The following is a 23169-nucleotide window of genomic DNA, read 5'->3' as shown; positions in this document are numbered from 1 at the left end:
CTCGGCCCGACCTGGATCTGGCCCCGGACCTGGCCCCGGACTGGGAACCGGACTTGCAGCTTGCCCGGACCTCGGCCCGGATCTGGACCTCGGCCCGGACCTGGACCTGGACCGGGACCTCGGCCCGGATCCGGACCTGGCCCCGGACTTGGCCCCGGACAGGGAACCGGACTTGCAGCGTGCCCGGACCTCGGCCCGGATCTGGACCTCGGCCCGGAGCTGGACCTCGGCCCGGACCTGGACCTGGACCGGGACCTCGGCCCGGATCCGGACCTGGCCCCGGACTTGGCCCCGGACTGGGAACCGGACTTGCAGCTTGCCCGGACCTCGGCCCGGATCTGGACCTCGGCCCGGATCTGGACCTCGGCCCGGATCTGGACCTCGGCCCGGATCTGGACCTCGGCCCGGACCTGGACCTCGGCCCGGACCTGGACCTGGACCGGGACCTCGGCCCGGATCCGGACCTGGCCCCGGACTTGGCCCCGGACTGGGACCCGGACTTGCAGCGTGCCCGGACCTCGGCCCGGATCTGGACCTCGGCCCGGACCTGGACCTCGGCCCGGACCTGGACCTGGACCGGGACCTCGGCCCGGATCCGGACCTGGCCCCGGACTTGGCCCCGGACCGGGAACCGGACTTGGAGCCGGATCCAGAGCTGGACCCGGGGCCGACCCGGGCCTGGAGCCGGACCTGTGACCGTGACGTGTGCGCGGAGTGTCGCGTTACGAACACTTCCGTCCGATATATCAAGATGGCCGCGAAATCATCATGTCGCATCCATTCGTGTCGGTTCGGCGGAGAGGGGTTCCAGGATGAGCAGCGCTTCGGTCGCGCCACATGGATTCATGGCTGTCATGGCGGTACGGGGGCGCGGCTACCGTCCCGAACAGGTCGACGCGTACGCCGGCGCCCTCTCCCGGGACCGCGACGCCGCCTGGGAGCGCGCCGCCCGTCTCACCGTCCTCGCCAGGGAGATGGAGACGGAGGCGGCGCTGCTGCGGGAGACCGTGGCGGAACTGGCTCCGCAGACGTACGAGGCGCTCGGGGAGCGCGCGCGGCAGCTCTTCGAGCTCGGGCAGGAGGAGGCCGACGCGGTACGGGAGGGCGCGCGGCAGGAGGCGCAGCGCCTCGTGGCGGAGGCGCGGGAGCGTGCGGACGCCGTGCGCGAGGCAGCGCAGGCGCACGCCGACGCCGTACGCTCCGAGGCCGACGAACGCGCCCGGCAGCGCCTGCTCGCGGCCCAGGCCGAGGCCGACGAGATCCGCGTCGGTGCCCGGCGCGAGGTGAAGGAGGGGCGCGGGGAGGCACTTGCGGCGTTGCGCGAGGTACGGCAGCGCACCACCGCGATGCTCGGCGAGCAGGCCAAGGAGCATGCCGATCGTTGGGCCGAGGCTGAGCGGGAGGCGGAGGAGCGGGCGGCCGCGCTGGACGCGCTCACCGCCGAGCGGGTGGCGTGTGCTGAGGCCGTCCTGTCCGAGGCGAAGCAGGCGTTCGCCGAGGAGGAGGCGTCGGCGCGGCAGCGGCAGGAGGAGGCGCAGGCGCGGGCGGCCGAGGTGGTCGCGGAGGCGCGGGCCAGGGAGGAGCGGATCGCCCGGGAGACGGAGCGGGTGCTGCGGGAGCACGGGGAGCGGTGGGACGACGTGCGGGCGCAGATGGATCACGTACGGAACAGTCTGACGGCGCTTACGGGGCGGGCGGCGACGGAGTGACGGACGGAGGGGGGCGGAGTGACAGAGGGGGATCCGCCCCCTTCCGAAGCCGTCAGCTTTCCTTCCGTACCGCCCCGGCGAGGATCCACCCCTCCACCGCTTCGTACTGCTTCCTCTGCTCCTCGGCCTTGCCCTTTCCCGAAGCCACCGTCCCCAGCCACCCGAAGGCGAAGCCCGCCGGGATCGACACGAGGCCCGTCGTCGTGAACGGGAACCAGTTGAAGTCGGCCTCGGGGAAGGCGGAGGCGGGGGAACCGGAGACCAGGTTCGTGCCCGGCATCAGGAGCAGCACCACCAGCGAGCCGCCGATGAGCGTGCAGAGCAGGCCCGTTCGGGTGTAGCGGCGCCAGAAGAGGCTGTAGACGAGCGCGGGGGCGATGGCGGAGGCGCCGAGGCAGAAGGACAGGGTCACCAGGGGTTGCAGACTGCGGTGTTGGACCAGCGTGGCGAGCACGATCGCCGCAACGCCGACCACCAGGGCCGACAACCGCGCCAGCATCATCTCGCGGCGCTCGGACATCTCCCGCACGCGGGCCGCGAACACGTCGTGGGCGAGGGAGTTGGCGCAGGCGAGGATCATGCCGGCGACCGAGGCGAGCAGGGTGAGGAAGATCGCCGTGGTGACGGTCGTGAAGAGCAGCGTCTCCGCCGTGGAGACGTCGGCGCCGAACGCCGCCCGGGAGGCCAGCAGGTACGCCGTGTTGCCCTGCGGGTCCGCCTGCGCGATCACCGCCCGGCCGATCAACGCCGTCGCACCGAACCCGACGACCGTGATGACCAGCACGAACAGCACCACCGACGACACCGCCCAGGACATCGAACGGCGTACCTGCCGGGCGCTGGAGGCGGTGTACATGCGCATCGTGATGTGCGGCAGGCAGCCACCACCGAGGACCACCGCCAACTGAGTGCTGATCATGTCGAGGCGGGGATGCGGACTGCCCGCGAACTCCAGCCCCGACTGCAGGAAGGCGGACCCCACGCCGCTCTGTTCCGCCGCCGTGTCGAACAGCGCGCCCGGGTCCCAGTCGAACCTGTTCAGGATCAGTACGGAGACCACGGCACCCGATCCGAGCAGCATCACGATCTTCATGATCTGGATGAGGGCGGTGCCCTTCATGCCGCCGATCGCCGCGTAGCTGATCATCATCGCGCCCAGGCCGATGATGCAGCCGGTCTTCAGCGAGTCGCCGGAGAAGCCGAGGATGAACGCGAGGAGTTGGCCGGTGCCGGCCAGCTGGACGAGCATCAGCGGCAGCAGCGCGGCGATGGTCACGGCGCACGCGGCGATACGGACGCCCCGCCCCGGCATCCGCCGCGCCAGCGCGTCGCCCATGGTGAACCGGCCCGCGTTGCGCAGGGGTTCGGCCAGCAGGAACATCAGCAGCATCAGCGACAGCGCCGTACTGAGGGCGAGGACGACACCGTCGTACCCGCACAGGGCGATGACGCCGCCGGTGCCGAGCACGGTCGCGGCGGAGATGTAGTCGCCGGCGATCGCGAGGCCGTTGCGCATGGGGGACAGGGAGCTGTAGCCGGTGTAGAACTCGTCGAGGTCGTCCCGGTCGGGGCCGGTCATCACGCACAGCAGGAGCGTGATGGTGGCGACCGTCGAGAACGCCACCAGGGACATCGCCTGGGCGGAGTCGCTGAATCCCGTCATCGCCGCGCCGCCCCCTCTCGCTTGGCGCTGACTTCGGACTCCTTGCGGATGCGGTCCGCGATCGGATCGACGTAACGGCGGGCCGTGTGCTCGTACAGACCCACCGCCAGCCAGGTGACGGGCAGCTGTATCAGGGCGAGCAGCAGTCCGGTGGGCAGCCCGGCGACCGTGCTCGTCATGAAGCCCGGCGCGAACGCGGACAGGATCAGGAAGAGCGTGAAGTAGCCGAGCGCGGTGAGGGTGGCCGTGCGCCGCTGCCAGCGGTAGGCGCTGCGCAGGATCCGCAGGTCGCTGTGGTGCCCGAGGGCGGGGTGCCGTCGGGGGTGCTGTCTCGCCGGTTCGGGCGCGGGCGGCTGCCAGGGATAGGTGGCGTACGACGGTGACGCGTCGTGCGGTGGGTGCGGTGGGTGTTGATACGGGTACGACGGTGACGGGTCGTAGGACATCCCGGTGCTCCTTGGCGGCTCAGGAGTGGGGGGGGTGGGGTGAGCGGAGCCACGCACGCTACTCGGAGGTAGGCGTGTGCGCGAGGGTTTCGCCAAACTGATTGGTCGGTACGCGCTTACTCCGCTGACCTCGGGTGTTACCCGCATTAACTCCGATTTTTGAGCGGGGTGTCACACTCCCGGCCGCTCGACTCCTCTTGTCGGCGAGAGCTCAGGTTCGGGATTCACGAGGAGGCAGGCAATGGACATGGTCGTGTTCGGAGCGAACGGGCCGACGGGCCGGCTGGTCGTCGAGCGGGCGAGCGCGGAGGGGCACGCGGTCACCGCCGTCACGCGCCACCCGGAGGCCTTCGTGGGACAGGGACGGCGCGTGCGGGTGGTCGAGGCCGACGTGCACGACCCCGCCGCCGTCGAGCGGGCGGTCGCCGGGCAGGACGCCGTGATCTCGGCACTCGGCGTCCCCTACGGCAAGGACCCGGTGACCGTGTACTCCGCCGGCATCACCCACATCACCCAGGCCATGACCAAGCACGGCGTACGACGCCTCGTCGCCGTGACCTCCACCGTCCTGTTCGGAACACCGGCGCCCGGCGAGAGCCTCCTGTTCCGCAAGGTGGTGGAGCCGGCCGTCATGCGGTTCATGGGCCGCACGGTGTACGAGGACATGCGTCGCCTGGAGGCCGTCGTCCGCGGGACCGACCTCGACTGGACGGTCCTCCGCCCCGGCGGCCTCTTCGACGCGGACACGGTCAGCGACTACCGGGTCGGCACGTCACGCCTGCCCGGCCGGTACACGGCGCGGGTCGATCTGGCGCGTGAACTGGTACGGCAGGCTGCCGGTGCCGGTCACGTGCGCGCGTTCGTGGACGTACGCACGACGGAGAACACGCCGACGTTCCTCCAGCTCATACGGAAGGAGGCCGTTGGGGCCAAGAGGGGGTGAGGGGTGCGAGCCGGTAGGCGATGCCGGGGCGGTCGCCGATCGTGGTGTCGCCCTCGGCGGTGAAGCCGCTGCGTTCGAGGACGGTTCTGGACGCCTGGTTGTCCAGGGTGGTGACCGCCGTGAGTGAGGTCAGCGCGTACGTCGTCGCGGCCAGGCGGCATACCGCTGCCACCGCCGCCGTGGCCACACCCCGTCCGGTGGCGGACTCGGCGACGCGGTAGCCGAGTGTGGCCGAGCGGTCCTCCGTGACGTCCACGAGGTTGATCCGGCCGATCAACTCGCCGTCCGCGTCCAGAATCACGTGGAAATGGCAGACACCCGCTTCCTGCTCGGCGAGCAACGCCGTGAGACGGGCGGTGAATTCGGTGAAGTACGCGTCGCCGCGATCCGGAATGGAGCGGACGAAATAGGCGCGGTTCGTGCGCTCGAAGGCCAGGAGGGCGTCCGCGTGGTCCGGGCGCAGTCGTTCCAGCTTCACCATGGGGGCAGGGTAGGGGGCGTGCCGTTCTCAAGCACCTCGATAAACTCCCGGGCATTCGTGGGGATCGTCTTCTGACCGCTGGATTCGTCCGCCAGGCGATCCGTCGGCTCACTGTTCCGTCAGTACCGGGAACCGCCGCGGCGCCAGCACCAGCAGCACCACGAAGGCGATCGCCGCCGCGCCCGCCGCCCCCAGGTACACCGCGTGCACCGCGTCCGCGATCGCGTGCCGGGTCGCCTCGGGCGCGGGGCCCGCGTCCAGGGCCCGGGTCACGGAGTCCAGGTCGCCCGCGCCGCCGAGCCGTGCGGCCAGTACGCCGTTGGCGACCGCGCCGAAGAGAGCCGCGCCGAGGGTCTGGCCGGTCTGGCGGCAGAAGAGGACGGACGCTGTGGTGGTGCCGCGTTCCGCCCAGTCGACCGTCGACTGGACGCCGACGAGCAGCGGGAGTTGGAACAGCCCGAGCGCACAGCCCAGCAGCAGCATCAGCAGCGTCGGCTGCCATGCCTCGCCCGGGTACGGCAGGAACGGGAACGCGAACAGGATCAGCGCGGCCGTGCCGATGCCGAGCATCGCGGTGTTGCGGAAGCCGATGCGCCGGTAGACGTGCTGGCTGAGCGCGGCCGACACCGGCCAGCTCAACGTCCATACCGAGAGCACGAATCCGGCGGTCACCGGCGCCAGGCCGAGGACGGACTGGGCGTACGTCGGCAGGAAGACGGTCGGGGCCACCATCAGCAGGCCCAGCGCGCCGAGGGCCAGGTTGACCGCGGCGATCGTACGGCGTCGCCACACCCACCCGGGGATGATCGGCTCGGCCGCCCTGCGTTCCACCAGCACCACGACCACCACGAGCGCGAGGCCCGCACCGAACAGGGCCAGTGAGGGGGCCGACAGCCAGGGCCAGGCCACCCCGCCCTGTACCAGCGCGGTGAGCAGGACGCCGCCGCACGCGAACACCGCGAGCGCGCCCGCCCAGTCGACACGCGCGCGCGTGGCCGCCTTCGTCTCCTCCTCAGGTCGTACGTCCCGCTGCGGTTCGTGGAGGTGGCGGACGATCAGCCACAGGGCCACCGCGCCGATCGGCAGGTTGACCAGGAAGATCCAGCGCCAGTCCGCGTACGCCGCCAGGACGCCGCCCACGCCGGGGCCCGCGACCGCGGACACCGCCCAGACCGTGGACAGCTTGGCCTGGATCTTCGGGCGCTCCTCGAGGGGGTACAGGTCGGCGGCGAGCGTCTGGACCGTGCCCTGCAACGCCCCTCCTCCCAAGCCCTGCACCACCCGGAAGGCGATCAGCGCGCCCATGTTCCAGGCCACCGCGCACAGCAGGGAACCGAGCAGGAACAGGGCCGCGCCCGCGATCAGCACCGGCTTGCGGCCGAAGGTGTCGGAGAGCTTGCCGTAGACGGGCAGGGTGACGGTGACGGCGAGCAGATAGCCGGAGAACAGCCAGGAGAAGACCGAGAAGCCGCCGAGGTCGCCGACGATCTGCGGTACGGCGGTGGACACGATGGTGGAGTCGAGTGCCGCCAGGGCCATCGCGAGCATCAGGGCGGCGACCACGGCACCGCGCCGGTCGGGTGTGGTGCGCCGGACGGCCTGCTGTATCGCGGGTTGCGTGTCGCCCACGCGAGGTCCTTTCCCCTTGCACCTATCTGCCGTCGGACAGCTTCCCATCCGACGCGTACATCGCGGGAGGTCCGACGCGCATCGCGGGAGGACTTGACGCTGACGTCACGGGAGGGTGGAGCCTGGCTGGGCCGCAGGGTGGAGCGGACCCGGAGAACGTATCCACCCGGCGGTGGACTGCCCCTAGGGGTACCTCCGTACTACGGCTGGGGGAGGGTTCGTACCGGCGGAGGAGGAGATGGGGTGGGGGGCGTCCTTAACCTGGCTTTACGCCGCTGGACAGCGGTTCGGGGAGCGGTCAGGAAGGGGGCGGGGGGCGGTCGGGTGTGGTTCACCGACCCTCCGGGGGTGGGGTTTTCCCCCGCACAAGACGGGGCCCGGCACCAGCGCGCGGGACCCTCTCCTGGCGCCAGACTCATCGACGTACCCATTCGAACGGCTCATCCGCTGAGCACCTGCTGATCAACAGATTCACCTGCTGACCGACTTAGGAGACATACCGTGACATCGGCTGTGACCATCACCAGGCACGGGGGCACTGGCGGGCGTACGGCCGTTGCCGCGCGGGCGCGGCAGGTCGTGAAGGCGTACGGGTCCGGGGAGACCCGCGTCGTCGCCCTGGACCACGTCGACGTGGACATCGCCCGCGGTCAGTTCACCGCGATCATGGGCCCCTCGGGGTCCGGCAAGTCCACCTTGATGCACTGCCTCGCCGGGCTCGACACCGTGACGTCCGGGCAGATCTACCTGGACGAGACCGAGATCACCGGGCTGAGGGACAAGAAGCTCACCCAGCTGCGCCGGGACCGGATCGGGTTCATCTTCCAGGCGTTCAACCTGCTGCCGACGCTGAACGCGCTCGAGAACATCACGCTGCCCATGGACATCGCGGGCCGCAAGCCCGACAAGGCGTGGCTGGGGCGGGTCGTCGACACCGTCGGCCTCTCCGACCGGCTCAAGCACCGGCCGACCCAGCTCTCCGGCGGTCAGCAGCAGCGCGTCGCCGTGGCCCGCGCCCTGGCCGCCCGGCCCGAGATCATCTTCGGTGACGAGCCGACCGGAAACCTCGACTCGCGCGCGGGCGCCGAAGTTCTGAGCTTCCTGCGCCGGTCGGTGGACGAGCTCGGCCAGACCATCGTGATGGTCACGCACGACCCGGTGGCGGCGTCGTACGCGGACCGCGTGCTGTACCTCGCCGACGGCCGGATCGTCGACGAGATGTACAAGCCGACCGCCGAGACCGTCCTGGACCGCATGAAGGACTTCGACGCCCGGGGGCGCACGTCATGACCGTCCTGAAGACCTCGATGCGCAACTTCTTCGCGCACAAGGGACGCATGGCACTGTCGGCCGTCGCGGTCCTGCTGTCGGTGGCGTTCGTGTGCGGCACGCTCGTGTTCACCGACACGATGAACACGACCTTCGACAAGCTGTTCGCGACGAGCGCGTCCGACGTCACGGTCTCCCCGAAGGAGGCCAGGAGCGACGACACGCCGCAGAACGGCAAGCCCGAATCACTGCCGGCCTCCACGCTGGAGCAGGTGAGGAAGGCGGACGGCGTCAAGTCGGTCGAGGGCGCGGTCAGTTCGATGAACGTGACCGTCGTCAACAGCGACAACAAGAACATGGGCTCCAGCAACGGCGCTCCGACGATCGCCGGCAACTGGACGAAGAACGAACTCCGGTCGATGGAGATCACCTCCGGGCACGCCCCGCGCGGGCCGACCGAGCTGATGGTCGACGCCGACACCGCCGACAAGCACGACCTCGAGATCGGCGACGAACTGCGCACGATCTCCGTCGCCGGTGACTTCACCGCGAAGATCGTCGGGGTCGCCACCTTCAAGGTGACCAACCCCGGTGCCGCGATCGTCTTCTTCGACACCGCGACCGCACAGCGTGAACTCCTCGGTGCCACCGGCCGGTTCACGCAGGTCAACGTGACGGCCGCGGCCGGTGTCAGTGACACGCGGCTCAAGCAGAACGTCGACCGGGCCCTGGACGGCACGTTCAAGCTCCAGACGGCCAAGGAGAACGCCGACGAGAACCGCAAGGACGTCGGCGAGTTCATGAACGTCATCAAGTACGCCATGCTCGGCTTCGCCGGGATCGCGTTCCTGGTGGGCATCTTCCTGATCATCAACACGTTCTCGATGCTGGTCGCCCAGCGGACCCGCGAGATCGGCCTGATGCGGGCCGTCGGCTCCTCCCGCGGGCAGGTCAACCGGTCCGTACTGGTCGAGGCGACACTGCTGGGCGTCGTCGGATCCATCCTGGGCGTCGGGGCCGGCGTCGGCATCGCCATCGGCCTGATGAAGCTCATGTCGGCGGCCGGCATGAACCTCTCCACCGACGACCTGACCATCAAGGCGACCACCCCCGTCGCCGGTGTCCTGCTGGGCGTCGTCGTCACCGTCCTCGCCGCCTACCTCCCGGCCCGCCGCGCCGGCAAGGTCTCCCCGATGGCCGCGCTGCGCGACGCCGGTACGCCGGCCGACGGCCGGGCCGGCCTGGTGCGCGGCCTGATCGGGCTCGTGCTGACGGGCGCCGGCGGGTTCGCCCTCTACGCGGCCGGCACCGCCGACAAGGCGAGCGACGGCTCGCTGATGCTGGGCGCGGGCGTGGTGCTGACCCTGATCGGCTTCGTCGTCATCGGCCCGCTGCTGGCCGGTGGGGTCGTCCGGGTGATCAGCGCGGTGCTGCTGCGGGGCTTCGGCCCGGTGGGACGCATGGCCGAACGCAACGCGCTGCGCAACCCGCGCCGTACCGGTGCCACGGGCGCCGCCCTGATGATCGGCCTGGCCCTGGTGGCCTGCTTGTCGGTGGTCGGCTCCTCGATGGTCGCCTCGGCGACGAGCGAGCTGGACAAGTCGGTCGGCGCGGACTTCATCGTCCAGGGCAACCAGCGGATCGTCCCGCAGGCCCAGAAGGCGATGGAGCAGAGCCCCGGCCTGGCCCACGTCACCAGCTACAAGGAACTCAACGCCACACTCACCTCGCCCGACGGCAAGACCGACGACTCCGGCGTCACCGCCGCGGACCCGTCGTACGCCGAGGACCTGCGCCGCGCGACCACCGCGGGCACCCTGACGGCCGCCTACGGCAAGGACGCCATGTCGGTCGGCTCGGACTACGCCACGGCACACGGCGTGAAGGTCGGCGACACCATCGACGTCGCCTTCAAGGGCGGCGAGACGGCGAAGCTGAAGGTCGCGGCCATCACGAGCGACGACAGCGCCCTCGACCAGGGTGCGCGCTACATCAGCATCGAGACGATGCGGAAGTACGTCCCGGCCGACCAGATCCCGCCGAACACGATCATGTTCGCCAAGGCCAAGGCCGGTCAGACGGACCAGGCGTACGCGGCGCTGAAGAAGGCGCTGCACGACTACCCGCAGTACCAGGTCCGCGACCAGACCGACTACAAGCAGGAACTGAAGGACCAGATCGGCCAGCTCCTGAACATGGTCTACGGCCTGCTCGCCCTGGCGATCATCGTGGCCGTCCTGGGTGTGGTGAACACCCTGGCCCTCTCGGTGGTCGAGCGGACGCGGGAGATCGGCCTGATGCGGGCCATCGGCCTCTCGCGGCGCCAGCTGCGGCGGATGATCCGCATGGAGTCGGTGGTGATCGCCCTGTTCGGTGCGCTGCTCGGCCTGGGGCTGGGCATGGGCTGGGGCGCCACCGCCCAGAAGCTCCTCGCCCTGGAGGGCCTCAACGTCCTCGAGATCCCCTGGCCGACGATCATCGGCGTCTTCGTCGGCTCGGCCTTCGTGGGCCTGTTCGCGGCGCTGATCCCGGCGTTCCGGGCGGGGCGGATGAACGTCCTGGCCGCGATCGCGACCGAGTAAGCACCGCAGCCACCGCGGACGGGGGATGCCCGGCGCCGAGAAGTCACGGGGGACTTCTCGGCGCCGGGTTCTTGTCGTCTTTTCGAGGTTCACCTTTGACGTGCCGCGTCGGGTGGCGGGTGGGTACAGGCCGGGGGTCCAGAGGGCGGGGCCCCCTGGTACGCCCACGCAGGCGCCGAGCACCAGGCGACGCACGTTGTCCACAGGGCGTTGTCCACAGCTCCCGCACCCGCCCGCGCAGCGACGTACGCTGGAGGCACCCCCGGCCCGCCACGCGCGTCGGGCGATTCGCGTTGCCCACCCCCCGGACGAAAGCCGCCCCCGAATGAGCCTGCACGGTCTGCTCGACGCCGTAGTCAAGGACCCCGCCCTCGCGGAAGCGATCACCGCGGCCGCAGACGGCAACCGCATGCACGTCGACCTGGTCGGCCCGCCCGCCGCCCGCCCCTTCGCTGTCGCCGCGCTCGCCCGCGAGGCCGGCCGGCCCGTGCTGGCGGTGACGGCGACCGGACGCGAGGCGGAGGACCTGGCGGCGGCCCTGCGCTCGCTGCTCCCGCCCGAAGGCGTCGTGGAGTACCCGTCCTGGGAGACGCTCCCGCACGAGCGCCTGAGCCCGCGCAGCGACACCGTCGGCCGCCGCCTCGCCGTGCTGCGCCGCCTGGCCCACCCCCGCCCCGACGACCCCGAGACCGGCCCGGTCTCCGTCGTCGTGGCGCCCGTACGATCCGTGCTCCAGCCGCAGGTCAAAGGCCTCGGTGACCTGGAGCCGGTGGCCCTGAGGACCGGGCAGACCGCCGACCTGAACGAGATCGTCCAAGCCCTCGCCGCCGCCGCGTACGCGCGCGTGGAGCTCGTCGAGAAGCGCGGCGAGTTCGCCGTACGAGGCGGCATCCTCGACGTGTTCCCGCCCACCGAGGAACACCCCCTGCGCGTCGAGTTCTGGGGCGACGACGTCGAGGAGATCCGCTACTTCAAGGTCGCCGACCAGCGCTCCCTCGAAGTCGCCGAGCACGGCCTGTGGGCGCCGCCCTGCCGTGAACTTCTGTTGACGGAAGACGTCCGTACGCGTGCGCGTGCCCTCGCCGAGGAGCACCCGGAGCTGGGTGAGCTGCTCGGAAAGATCGCCGAGGGCATCGCCGTGGAGGGAATGGAGTCCCTGGCGCCGGTTCTGGTCGACGACATGGAGCTGCTGCTGGACGTCCTGCCCAAGGGCTCCATGGCCGTCGTCTGCGATCCCGAGCGGGTACGCACGCGTGCCGCCGACCTCGTGGCGACGTCGCAGGAGTTCCTGCAGGCGTCCTGGGCGGCCACCGCCGGCGGCGGCGAGGCGCCCATCGACGTCGACGCGGCGTCCCTGTGGGCCATCGCGGACGTCCGGGACCGGGCGCGCGAGCTGGACATGATGTGGTGGTCGGTGTCGCCGTTCGCGGCGGACGACGAACTGGACGCCGACACGATGAAGCTCGGCATGCACGCGCCCGAGACGTACCGCGGGGACACCGCGAAGGCGCTGGCCGACACCAAGGGCTGGCTCGCCGACGGCTGGCGCGCGGTGTACGTGACGGAGGCGCACGGCCCGGCGGCCCGTACCGTCGAGGTGCTCGGCGGGGAGGGCATCGCGGCCCGCATGGACGCGGACCTCGCCTCGCTGAGCCCTTCCGTCGTGCACGTGGCGTGCGGCTCGATCGACTACGGCTTCGTCGACCCGGCGCTCAAGCTCGCCGTCCTGACGGAGACCGACCTCACCGGGCAGAAGGCGGCCGGCAAGGACGGCGTCCGGATGCCGGCCCGGCGCCGCAAGACCATCGACCCGCTCACCCTGGAAGCGGGCGACTACATCGTCCACGAGCAGCACGGCGTGGGCCGCTACATCGAGATGGTGCAGCGGACCGTGCAGGGCGCGACCCGCGAGTACCTGGTGGTCGAGTACGCCCCCGCCAAGCGCGGCCAGCCCGGCGACCGGCTCTACATCCCCACCGACCAGCTGGAACAGATCACCAAGTACGTCGGCGGCGAGGCCCCCACCCTGCACCGCCTGGGCGGCGCCGACTGGACGAAGACCAAGGCGCGCGCGAAGAAGGCGGTCAAGGAGATCGCCGCCGACCTGATCAGGCTGTACAGCGCGCGGATGGCCGCCCCCGGGTACGCCTTCGCCCCGGACACCCCCTGGCAGCGCGAGCTGGAGGACGCCTTCCCGTACGCGGAGACGCCCGACCAGCTCACCACCATCGCCGAGGTCAAGGAGGACATGGAGAAGACCGTCCCCATGGACCGCCTGGTCTGCGGCGACGTGGGCTACGGCAAGACGGAGATCGCCGTCCGCGCCGCCTTCAAGGCGGTTCAGGACGGCAAGCAGGTCGCCGTGCTCGTCCCCACCACCCTGCTGGTCCAGCAGCACTTCGGGACGTTCGGCGAGCGCTACTCGCAGTTCCCGGTGAACGTGCGCGCCCTGTCGCGCTTCCAGTCCGACACCGAGGCCAAGGCGGTCCTCGAGGGCCTGCGTGACGGCTCGGTGGACGTCGTCATCGGCACCCACCGCCTGTTCTCCGCCGAGACCAAGTTCAAGGACCTGGGCCTGGTCATCGTCGACGAGGAGCAGCGCTTCGGCGTCGAGCACAAGGAGCAGCTGAAGAAGCTGCGCGCGAACGTCGACGTGCTGACGATGTCCGCGACCCCCATCCCGCGCACCCTGGAGATGGCGGTCACCGGCATCCGCGAGATGTCGACGATCACCACGCCCCCCGAGGAGCGCCACCCGGTGCTCACCTTCGTGGGCCCGTACGAGGAGCGGCAGATCGGCGCCGCCATCCGCCGCGAGCTGCTGCGCGAGGGCCAGGTCTTCTACATCCACAACCGGGTGGAGTCGATCGACCGGGCGGCGGCCCGTCTCAGGGAGATCGTCCCCGAGGCCCGCATCGCGACCGCCCACGGCCAGATGTCGGAGCAGTCGCTGGAGCAGGTCGTCGTCGACTTCTGGGAGAAGAGGTTCGACGTGCTGGTGTCGACGACGATCGTCGAGTCCGGCATCGACATCTCCAACGCGAACACGCTGATCGTGGAGCGCGGCGACAACTTCGGCCTCTCCCAGCTCCACCAGTTGCGCGGCCGGGTGGGCCGAGGCCGCGAGCGCGGCTACGCGTACTTCCTCTACCCGCCGGAGAAGCCCCTCACGGAGACCGCCCACGAGCGCCTGGCGACCATCGCCCAGCACACCGAGATGGGCGCGGGCATGTACGTGGCCATGAAGGACCTGGAGATCCGCGGCGCCGGAAACCTCCTCGGCGGCGAACAGTCCGGCCACATCGCGGGCGTCGGCTTCGACCTGTACGTCCGCATGGTCGGCGAGGCCGTCGCGGACTACCGCGCCTCCATGGAGGGCGGCGTCGAGGAGGAGGCCCCCCTCGAGGTCAAGATCGAGCTCCCGGTCGACGCGCACGTCCCGCACGACTACGCCCCCGGCGAGCGCCTGCGCCTCCAGGCGTACCGGGCGATCGCCTCGGTCAACACCGAGGACGACATCAAGGCCGTACGCGAGGAACTCGTCGACCGCTACGGCAAGCTGCCGGAACCGGTGGAGAACCTGTTGCTGGTGGCGGGGCTGCGCATGCTCGCGCGCGCGTGCGGCGTCGGCGAGGTCGTCCTCCAGGGCAACAACATCCGCTTCGCACCGGTCGAGTTGAGGGAGTCCCAGGAGCTGCGCCTCAAGCGCCTCTACCCGGGGACCGTCATCAAACCGTCGGCGCACCAGGTGCTGGTGCCGCGCCCCAAGACCGCGAAGGTGGGCGGGAAGCCGTTGATCGGGCGGGAACTGCTGGGCTGGGTCGGGGAGTTCCTGGCGTCGATCCTGGGGTCGTAGGGCCGTTCTGGGCCCCTGGAGGGGTCTTCAGACGGAACGGGAACAGCGTGGTCGCCAGCGTCCGGAACACCTCATCGTTGGCCGGGTGTGGGTGGGTCGGGCGTTCACCGTGCCCACCGTGGGCGCGAAGACAGGGGAGCCGCCCGCGGGAGGTGGTCTCCGCGGACGGCCTCTGTCGCCTGGTGGTTCAGGGAGCCCGGCCGGGGCGTTGTGCGCGGCGGACTTCATGACCTCCGTGAGTCTCCGGCCTACGGCTGTTCGGGCCTGTCGCGATCCATGCCGAGCCGGCCTTCGATCCGCTGCTGCGCGTCGTCGACCTGGCTCTCGTACTTGTTGCCCGACTTCTCGTTGGCCTTCCGTTCCGCGGCGTCGGACATGTCCTTGCCCTTGCTGCCCTTCGCCTGGTTCCTGAACTTGTCGAAGATGCCCATCCAGAGCTCCTTCCGGAGGTGACTCGCAATCGACGATACGCCCGACTTGTTCGCCATGCTTATTTTGGCCCCATATGGTCTGGACCTCTCGGCCGCTACGGTGAGACAGGCACACCCCCGCCCGTGCGGAGGCGGGAACCGGGCAGGCGAGGGGAGGGGCGCGGCATGACGCGTCTGAGGGGCGGGGCGAAAGCCCCCGTCAGGACCGGACTTGCGGTGATCGCCGCCATGGCTTTCGTCGCCGGCTGCGAAGGCCTTGAAGAGGGCGGCTCTTCGACGGGCAGCGGTGCCGCGGCACCGGCACAGGACGGTCGTGCCGTCAGCCCCCTGAAGAACCCGGACGGCACCAAGCCGGGCCTCGCCCCGCTGACGAGCGAGACCGACCGGGCCGCCGCCCGCAAGCTCATCGAGACCCTGCGGACGAAGGGGCGCGGACCCAAGACGGGCTACGACCGGGACGAGTTCGGCTACGCGTGGATGGACACGGCCGACGGGGTCCCGCTGGCCCGCAACGGCTGCGACACCCGCAACGACCTACTGCAGCGCGACGGCCAGAGCCTGCGTTTCCGCTCCGGGTCCGACTGTGTGGTCATCGCGATGACGCTGCACGACCCGTACACCGGTACGACCATCGAGTGGCGCAAGCAGAAGGCCACCGAAGTGCAGATAGACCACGTGGTGCCGCTCTCCTACAGCTGGCAGATGGGCTCCTCGCGCTGGTCGGAGGACAAGCGGGAGCAGATGGCCAACGACCCGCTCAACCTGATCCCGGCCGAGGGCCGCGCCAACTCGTCCAAGGGCGACTCGGGCCCCGCCTCCTGGCTCCCGCCGAACAAACAGATCCGCTGCGCCTACGCGGTCCGCTTCACCCAGGTCGCCCTCAAGTACGAACTGGCGGTGACCACACCCGACCGGCAGATGATGCTGGAGCAGTGCGGGGGATGAGCCGAGGCGTGCTCCGGCGGCCCGGCCCGGTCCCGGGCCGGGCCGCCGGAGCCGCTCAGGCCGCGCGCCTGAACTGCTGGTTGGTGCCGGTGCCGCAGGTCCACTGGATGAGCTTGGCGCCGTCGGCGGTGGACTTGTCCGACACGTCGAGGCACTTGCCGCTGAGGCGTGAGACGAGGCGGACCCAGCCGTCACCGGCGTCCTGGAGCTGCCACTGCTGGTTGGTGCCGGTGCCGCAGGTCCACTGGATGACCGGGTTGCCGTTGGCGGTGGAGTTGTTGGCCACGTCCAGGCACTTGCCGCTGTGCCGGGCGGAGAGCTGGACGTATCCGCTGCCCATGTCCTTGAACCACCAGGCCTGGTTCATGCCGCCGTTGCAGGTGTACTGGGTGATCTGGGTGCCGTCGTCCAGGGACCTGCTGGGCACGTCGAGGCACTTGGTGCTGTGGCGTGCGCTGACCGTCTCCCAGGGCCCGCCGACGCCGTCGACCCTGCCGGCCGCGGTGTCGATGTTGATCTGCGCGAACCAGTCCATGGTCATCGTGGTGTCGGTGGGGAACTCGAGCGGCAGCCAGACGTATTTCGAGGCGTTGACGTTCTGGCCGAAGGAGTTGCCCCAGCGGTCGCCCATGTAGAGGTACTCGGTGCCCGCGCTGCCCTGCACGGGCAGGACGAACGTGGTCTGGGAGCCGTAGCCGGTGGAGTCTCCGACGTTGTGCAGGTCGCTCCAGGTGCCGGTGATGCTGGAGGCGGTCGCGTACATCTGCTGGTTGGGCCGCCAGCCGGTGGCGCCGGAGGTCAGCAGGAAGTAGACGCCGTTGCGCTTGAACAGCGCCGGGGCCTCGCGCAGTTGGCCGGCCCAGAGCAGCTGCACACGGGTCTCGACGGTGAGGTAGTCGGGGCTGAGGCGGTAGATGTGCAGGTCGCGGTTCTCGCGGGCGGCGGAGATCATGTAGCCGGTGCCGTCGTCGTCCGTGTAGACGGTGATGTCGCGGGACATGTGGCCCAGCGGGCGGAAGCTGCCCTGCCAGGAGTAGTCGCCGTCAACGGTGTCGGAGACGGCGACGGCGGCCCGGGCCTGGGTGTAGTCGGTGGCCAGTTCCTTGTGCATCCACATGACGAACTTGCCGGTGGCGCTGTTGTACATGACCTTGGGGCGCTCGATGTTGGCCGAGGCGAGCTCCGGGTCGGTGGCCTGCGTCAGGACGTGGCGCCGGAACTCCCAGGTCTTCAGATCGGTCGAGCGGTAGGCGGACACGTACCGGAAGGAGTTGTCCTCGTTGCGGTTCTCACCGAACCAGTAGTAGAAGGAGCCGACCTTGATCACACCGCCGCCGTGTGCGTGCACCACGGCTCCGGTGGGATCGGTGAACTGGGTTTGGTTGGAGATCGTGACGGTCGCCGCGTGCGCGGTGCCGGCCAGGAGGGCCTGGGGGACGAGGCTGAGGAGCACGGCGAGTATGAGGAGCCAGGCACGGCGCATCGAGGGCGTTTCCCTTTCACTCGGCTGCCCTGGGGATCCCATGGAGGGAAACAAGGCAGACCACAACCGATCAAAATTCGGCTGAATCGAACGCTGCCGCACATCAGACTGCCTGTTAAGGAAACGGTCAAGAGTTTCGACACGGTCGGCTTGCGAGGGTCGATGCCGGGCAGGGGCGGGTGCACCCGCTTTTGTCCGGCCCGGTTCTGTCCCTCCTATTGACTTCAATTCGGGCATGTCACTACCCTCGCGCAGAATTTCGAACGTCGTTCGATAAGTCGAACGAGTCGAAGTGGCGTGTGCGACGGAGGACACCCCTATGCACGACCGATCCCCCAGACGGGGCAGACCCCTGGCGGCTGTCCTGTCCAGTTCGATCCTGTCGGTGGCCCTGCTGGCCGGAGGGCCAGGGGCGGGTACCGCTCAGGCGGCCGACGACCCCAACGCGGTCGCTCTCGACAAGGACGCGATCCTCGCTGCCAACCAGCTCGACGAGCCGCAGTGGTACAAGGACAACATCCCGTTCCTGGACACCCCCGACAACACCATCGACGAGGTCTACTACTACCGGTGGAGCACCTACAAGCGCGCGCTCCGCTACACCGTGCCGGGCACCGGGTACGTCTCGACCGAGTACGACGTCCCGATCGGTTACGCCGGCAACCCGTACACCGCGCTCCCGGACGCCACCGGCTACCACCTCCTGGACGGGCGCTGGCTGCACAACCGTGACTACGCCGGTGACTACCTGGACTTCTGGCTGCGCGGGGCGGGCAACTCGGGCGCGCGGAACTTCAGCGAGTGGATCACGAGCGCCGCGTACCAGCGCTTCCTGGTCACCGGTGACGCCACCGAGATCAAGGCCGAACTCCCGCAGCTCATCGCGCTGTACAAGAGGTGGGACTCGAACTCCACCAACGACATCACGGTGAACGGCACACCCTCCACCAGCGACCTGTACCACCAGACGCCGCTGTCCGACGCCACGGAGTACACCGAGACGTCGATGCACAGCAGCAACTGGTTCAGCGGCGGACCCGGCTACCGGCCCACGATCAACGCGTACATGTTCGGCGCCGCCCAGGCGATCAGCAAGATCGCCACCATGACCGGGGACAGCGCGACCGCGACCGAGTACAGCGACAAGGCCGCCTCGCTCAAGGCCGGGGTGCAGAACTCGCTCTGGGACCCGCAGCGCCAGTTCTTCATGCAGGTCTACAACACGAACACCACCAACGGCACCCTGAAGCAGACCAGGACCACCTGGCGTGAGGCGATGGGCTTCGCCCCCTGGGCGTTCAACCTGCCCGACGCGCAGTACTCCTCGGCGTGGAAGTACCTGACGGACCCGAAGCGGTTCGGGGCACCTTTCGGGCCCACGACGCTGGAGCGGGTGCACGACTTCGAGGCCGAGCAAGCCGCGGTCACCCATGCGAACACGCACGACGCGTCGACGGCCTCCAACGGCAAGTACGTCGGGCAGATCGACTTCGCCGACAGCGCGGTCACCTTCACCGTGGACGCACCCGGCGACGGCACGTACCCGGTGACGGTCCACTACGCCAACGGCACGACCAGCACCTCGACCCACCAGGTCGTCGTGAACGGCGACACCGCCAACCCGGTCACCGTCAGCTACGCCCCCACCGGCAGCTGGGGCCAGTTCTCGGAGTCGAAGTCCGTCACCGTGCAGGTCCCGATGAAGGCCGGCGCCAACACGCTGAAGTTCACGAAGGGAACGGGCTTCGCCGAGCTCGACCGGATCGCGGCGAACCCCTACTTCAACTACCAGGCGATCCCCGCCACCCAGAAGCGCGACGACGCCAACTGCTGCCACTGGAACGGCCCGAGCTGGCCGTTCGAAACAAGCCAGATCCTGACCGGCATGGCGAACCTGCTGCAGGACTACCCCGCGCAGAGCTACGTCAGCAAGCAGGACTACCAGACCATGCTGTCCCAGTTCGCCGGCCTCCAGCACAAGGACGGCAAGCCCTACGTCGCCGAAGCCGCCAACGGTGACACCGGCGACTGGATCTACGACGGCTTCAACTTCAGCGAGCACTACAACCACTCCAGCTTCAACGACCTGGTGCTCTCCGGTCTGCTGGGCATCAAGCCCCAGGCGGGCAACACGCTGGTGCTGAAGCCGCTGATCCCGTCCGGCTGGGACTACTTCGCGGCGGAGAACGTGCCCTACCACGGGCACACCCTCTCGATCCGCTGGGACCGTGACGGCACGCACTACGGCAAGGGCACCGGCCTGCAGGTCTTCCAGGACGGCGTACGCATCCACCAGTCCTCGACGGCCGGCAACACCACCGTGAACGTGGCCGCCCCCGTCACCCCGGCGCAGCCCCCGCGACTGATGAACGTGGCCGCCAACCCGCTGACCGCCGAGCAGGACTGGCTCGGCCGCACGGTCACGCAGCCCTACCCGAAGGCCTTCGCCTCCTACACCAACACCGTCTCCAACGGTCCGCACTGCCACAGCGGCCAGACCTGCAAGCCCACCACCTTCGACGCCCCGCTGCGGGCCACCGACGGCTGGATCCGCTACGACAAGATCCCCGACAACCGGTGGACCAACTCCGGCTCCCCGAACGCCACCGACCACCTCGGAGTCGACTTCGGCGCGCCACGCAAGATCAACGAGGTCAAGTTCTACACCTACGACGACGGCGCGAACATCCGCGTCCCGGCGAGCTACACCGTCCAGTACCTGAAGGACGGCGCGTGGGTGTCCGTCCCCAGCCAGGTCAAGAGCCCGGCCACCCCGAGGGCGAACAACGCGAACGAGGTGACCTTCCCGACGATCACGACCTCCCAGTTCCGAGTCGTCTTCACCCCGCAGGCGGGCAAGTTCGTCGGCGTCACCGAGCTGGAGTCCTGGTACCCGGAGACACCGGCGGTGAGGATCGTCAACAAGAACAGCGGCCTGGAACTCGGCATCGCCGGCTCCTCGATCGCCGCCGGCGGCGCTGTCCAGCAGCAGACGGCCAACACCACGGCCAACCACCGATGGACGGTCGCTCCCGCGGAGAACGGCTACTACAAGATCTTCAACACCAACAGCGGCCAGGTCCTCGGCATCAAGGACGCCTCCAAGACGACCGGGGCCACCGCGCTGCAGTGGGGCGACACCCTCACCGCCGACCACCTGTGGTCCGTGGTGGACGCCGGTGACGGTTACTGCAAGCTGGTCAACAAGAACAGCGGCATGGTCCTGGGCGTCGACGGGATGTCCACGTCCTCGGGCGCCGCGGCCCTGCAGTGGGACGACAACGGCACCGCCGACCATCTGTGGCGGCTCGTCACGGACGACGGCACGACACCGTTCAACTCGTAGCGGGTCCCTAGCCAGTTCCTGGCCGGTCCAGGACGGTCCTAGCCAGTTCCTGGCCGGTCCAGGACGGTTCCTGGCCGGTCCTGGACGGGTTCTGGACGGTTCCTAGCCAGTCCTGGACGGTTCCTAGCCGGTCCTGGCTGGGCTCCGTGGCGGACCAGCACGCTGAACCGGGCCTCGGGATTCCCGAGGCCCGGCTCGGGCTGCCACGGGCCCACAGGGCGGCTGCCGACGCCCTCCAGCACACGGACACGCGTGCACGCGGACACGCGTGCACGCGGGCGCGCCCGCACGCCCTCGACTCCGCCGAGGGTCTCCAACGCCTGACGCGCCGCGCCGGTACGAGTGGTGTGTTCGGCGGAGCCGGGACCGGGCGCGCCGGGGCAGGCCGCCACCGCGCGTGTGCGGGCGTCGCGGGGTAGGTCCTCAGGTGATGTCGCGGGTGGGCCTGCGCGGCGGCTCGGCCTTGCCCGGCGGCGGATGCGGCCGGCGTCAGGGAACCGCGCGGAACCAGTCGCCGCGTGCGGAGCCGCGGGGCGCGGTCACGCTCGCGCCCGGTGACACGGGGCCGTGCGCGCGTCGCTGCGGCTGCGCGGCAGTCGACGGCTGGGGCACGGCGAGGGGGAGGGCCCGGGCGGGTTCGTGGTTTCCGGTCGGCCTGACGCTGCGCCAGGTCGCTGATGTGCGTGCTGATGTGCGCGCTGATGTGCGTGTTGACGCACCGGCCGGCGTCGGCCTGGCCCAAGCGGTGGTGGAGCAGGCGGCCGATGGCCCGACAACGTCGCGGATGTTCCTCCGGTGGTACCCATGAACAACGCCCACATTCGATACTTCGGACGTGGTTCGAAGTTTCGTTGCTGAAGATAAGGTCGCTCCGCAGGCGCGTCAACCCCTTTTGGCCGGGGCGTTTGCCGGGGAGGGCAGGTTCCGCCGGCGCCGGTGATCGTTGCGAGCCCGGCCGTACCGGCACGTTATTTAACCGTGACGACTTCCCGCTGCAATCCTCTTGACCGCCATGAATTGTTAGCGCTCACAATGACCTCCACGTTCATCCGTCGCCAAAGCGACCAACCGTGGAGGTGTGACCGACATGACCGCAAGGCTCCGGCTCGCCTCCTCGGCGGGTAGGGACGGACCGCACGGACGGTTGCCGGCCCGTCGGTCGGCACGGCTGCCACAGGGGCCGCCGTGAACCCGTCGACGCGAGAAGACCCGAACGCATGGCAGGACTTATCGGCAAGCGAGCGCCAAGGAGGTACGGTCGTGGCTCAACCGCAGTTTCGGCCGCCCACCATGGCCGACGTCGCACGACTGGCGGGCGTGTCCCACCAGACCGTGTCCCGGGTGCTGGCGGACCACCCCAACGTCCGGGACCAGACACGGGCCAGGGTGCTGCACGCGATCGAGGAGATGGGTTACCGGCGCAACTCCTCCGCACGAGCCCTGGCCACCCGCCGCACCCGCACCCTGGGTGTGGTCGCCTCCGACACCACCCTCTACGGGCCGGCCAGCACCCTGTTCGCGCTCGAGGAGGCGGCACGGGCCCAGGGGTACCTCGTCTCCACGGTCAGCGTGCGCAAACTGACCGTGGACACGCTCTCCGAAGCCCTGGACCACCTCGGCGACGGCGGGGTGGAGGGAGTCGTCGCCATCGCCCCCCAGCGATCGGCGGTCGAGACCCTGGCCGGACTGCGGCATCCGTTCCCGGTGGTGATCGTGGGCAGCGGGACCGGCGTGGGCATCCCCTGCGTCGCCGTGGACCAACACCTGGGCGCACGGCTGGCCACCAGGCACCTCCTGGCGGCCGGTCACCGCACGGTCTGGCACCTTGCCGGGCCCGACGACTGGCAGGAGGCCGCCGACCGGGCGGCCGGCTGGCGGGCGACCCTCGAAGCGGGCGGTATCGAGCCGCCGGTGACGCTGCGCGGAGACTGGAGTCCGCTGTCGGGATACCGGGCCGGCCAAGAACTGGCCGGCTGGGTGGGACGAGGGCTGACCGCCGTCTTCGTCGCCAACGACCAGATGGCGCTGGGAGTGTTGCGGGCCCTGCGGGAAGCGGGTGTGCGCACTCCCGAGGACGTCGCCGTGGTCGGCTTCGACGACATCCCGGAGTCGGAGTTCTTCGCCCCTCCGCTCACCACGGTCCGGCAGGACTTCTCGGCCGTGGGCAAGCACAGCATCGCCCTGCTGCTGGACCTCATCGAGGGCCGGGCACACCCCGGGGCGCCCCGGATCGCCATCGAACCCCAACTCGTCGTCCGCGCCAGCACCTTCCCTCACAGCCCTCAACACACCACCCGGAGCATCACCCCTGAACCGGAGGGTGCTCCCCTCTGACCCGGTACCGACCGTCTACCACCTCTTGGTGCGGTCGATATTCCGAACGATG

General features: G+C 69.9%; 14 protein-coding genes. 8 read left to right on the top strand and 6 right to left on the bottom strand.

From position 1 onward, the window contains the following. The first annotated feature begins 854 nt into the window (after positions 1–854). Positions 855–1709 (top strand): DivIVA domain-containing protein, encoded by an 855-nt coding sequence (locus ACWBNA_RS12155; protein ID WP_482704393.1) that lies wholly within the window; start codon positions 855–857, stop codon positions 1707–1709. A 52-nt stretch (positions 1710–1761) separates the two neighbouring features. Here ACWBNA_RS12155 and ACWBNA_RS12150 read toward each other — a convergent pair whose 3' ends face one another. Continuing rightward, positions 1762–3372, bottom strand: a complete 1611-nt coding sequence (locus ACWBNA_RS12150; RefSeq protein ID WP_482704305.1) for a sodium/solute symporter — start codon at positions 3370–3372, stop codon at positions 1762–1764. Continuing rightward, positions 3369–3818 carry a DUF485 domain-containing protein gene (locus ACWBNA_RS12145; RefSeq protein WP_482704304.1) on the bottom strand — a complete coding sequence of 150 codons (450 nt, stop codon included), beginning with the start codon at positions 3816–3818 and terminating at the stop codon, positions 3369–3371. Before ACWBNA_RS12145 ends, ACWBNA_RS12150 begins: the two co-directional genes overlap by 4 nt. A gap of 241 nt (positions 3819–4059) precedes the next feature. On the opposite strand from ACWBNA_RS12145, the gene ACWBNA_RS12140 reads away from it, so the two are divergent. Then, on the top strand, positions 4060–4761 hold the full coding sequence (locus ACWBNA_RS12140) for an NAD(P)-dependent oxidoreductase (protein WP_482704303.1): 702 nt from the start codon (positions 4060–4062) through the stop codon (positions 4759–4761). Here the strand turns inward: ACWBNA_RS12140 and ACWBNA_RS12135 are convergent. Beyond that, the gene (locus ACWBNA_RS12135) at positions 4724–5242 is read right to left on the bottom strand and encodes a GNAT family N-acetyltransferase (protein WP_482704302.1); all 519 of its coding nucleotides are present in this window, start codon (positions 5240–5242) and stop codon (positions 4724–4726) included. The two genes, ACWBNA_RS12140 and ACWBNA_RS12135, sit on opposite strands and share 38 nt — an antisense overlap. 108 nt (positions 5243–5350) lie before the next feature. Further along, a complete protein-coding gene (locus ACWBNA_RS12130) occupies positions 5351–6871 on the bottom strand; it encodes an MFS transporter (RefSeq protein ID WP_482704301.1) in 1521 nt (506 codons plus the stop codon). A 501-nt stretch (positions 6872–7372) separates the two neighbouring features. Between ACWBNA_RS12130 and ACWBNA_RS12125 the strand changes: the two genes are divergently transcribed. The 3 genes from ACWBNA_RS12125 (at position 7373) to mfd (ending at position 14578) form a co-directional block, all read left to right on the top strand. Continuing rightward, positions 7373–8161, top strand: coding sequence for an ABC transporter ATP-binding protein (locus ACWBNA_RS12125; RefSeq protein WP_482704300.1), 789 nt, complete (start codon positions 7373–7375; stop codon positions 8159–8161). Continuing rightward, positions 8158–10722: an ABC transporter permease gene (locus ACWBNA_RS12120; RefSeq protein WP_482704299.1), complete on the top strand. Its 2565-nt coding sequence runs from the start codon at positions 8158–8160 to the stop codon at positions 10720–10722. Before ACWBNA_RS12125 ends, ACWBNA_RS12120 begins: the two co-directional genes overlap by 4 nt. A gap of 325 nt (positions 10723–11047) precedes the next feature. Beyond that, entirely contained in the window at positions 11048–14578 is a 3531-nt protein-coding gene (gene mfd, locus ACWBNA_RS12115; RefSeq protein ID WP_482704298.1) for a transcription-repair coupling factor, read from the top strand. A 248-nt stretch (positions 14579–14826) separates the two neighbouring features. Here mfd and ACWBNA_RS12110 read toward each other — a convergent pair whose 3' ends face one another. Next, positions 14827–15009 (bottom strand): antitoxin, encoded by a 183-nt coding sequence (locus tag ACWBNA_RS12110; RefSeq protein WP_482704297.1) that lies wholly within the window; start codon positions 15007–15009, stop codon positions 14827–14829. A 165-nt stretch (positions 15010–15174) separates the two neighbouring features. Between ACWBNA_RS12110 and ACWBNA_RS12105 the strand changes: the two genes are divergently transcribed. After that, entirely contained in the window at positions 15175–15954 is a 780-nt protein-coding gene (locus ACWBNA_RS12105) for an HNH endonuclease family protein (RefSeq protein WP_482704296.1), read from the top strand. Positions 15955–16009: 55 nt separating this feature from the next. Here ACWBNA_RS12105 and ACWBNA_RS12100 read toward each other — a convergent pair whose 3' ends face one another. Further along, positions 16010–17437, bottom strand: a complete 1428-nt coding sequence (locus ACWBNA_RS12100) for an RICIN domain-containing protein (protein ID WP_482704295.1) — start codon at positions 17435–17437, stop codon at positions 16010–16012. Between the two features lie 319 nt (positions 17438–17756). On the opposite strand from ACWBNA_RS12100, the gene ACWBNA_RS12095 reads away from it, so the two are divergent. Beyond that, positions 17757–20783, top strand: a complete 3027-nt coding sequence (locus ACWBNA_RS12095; RefSeq protein ID WP_482704294.1) for an MGH1-like glycoside hydrolase domain-containing protein — start codon at positions 17757–17759, stop codon at positions 20781–20783. A 1290-nt stretch (positions 20784–22073) separates the two neighbouring features. Then, positions 22074–23117, top strand: coding sequence for a LacI family DNA-binding transcriptional regulator (locus ACWBNA_RS12090; protein WP_482704392.1), 1044 nt, complete (start codon positions 22074–22076; stop codon positions 23115–23117). Positions 23118–23169: the final 52 nt, after the last annotated feature.

This window comes from Streptomyces sp. Q2 (assembly GCF_056820935.1).
Note: the sequence above shows the minus strand (reverse complement) of the source record. Positions and strands in the feature narration are given on the sequence as shown.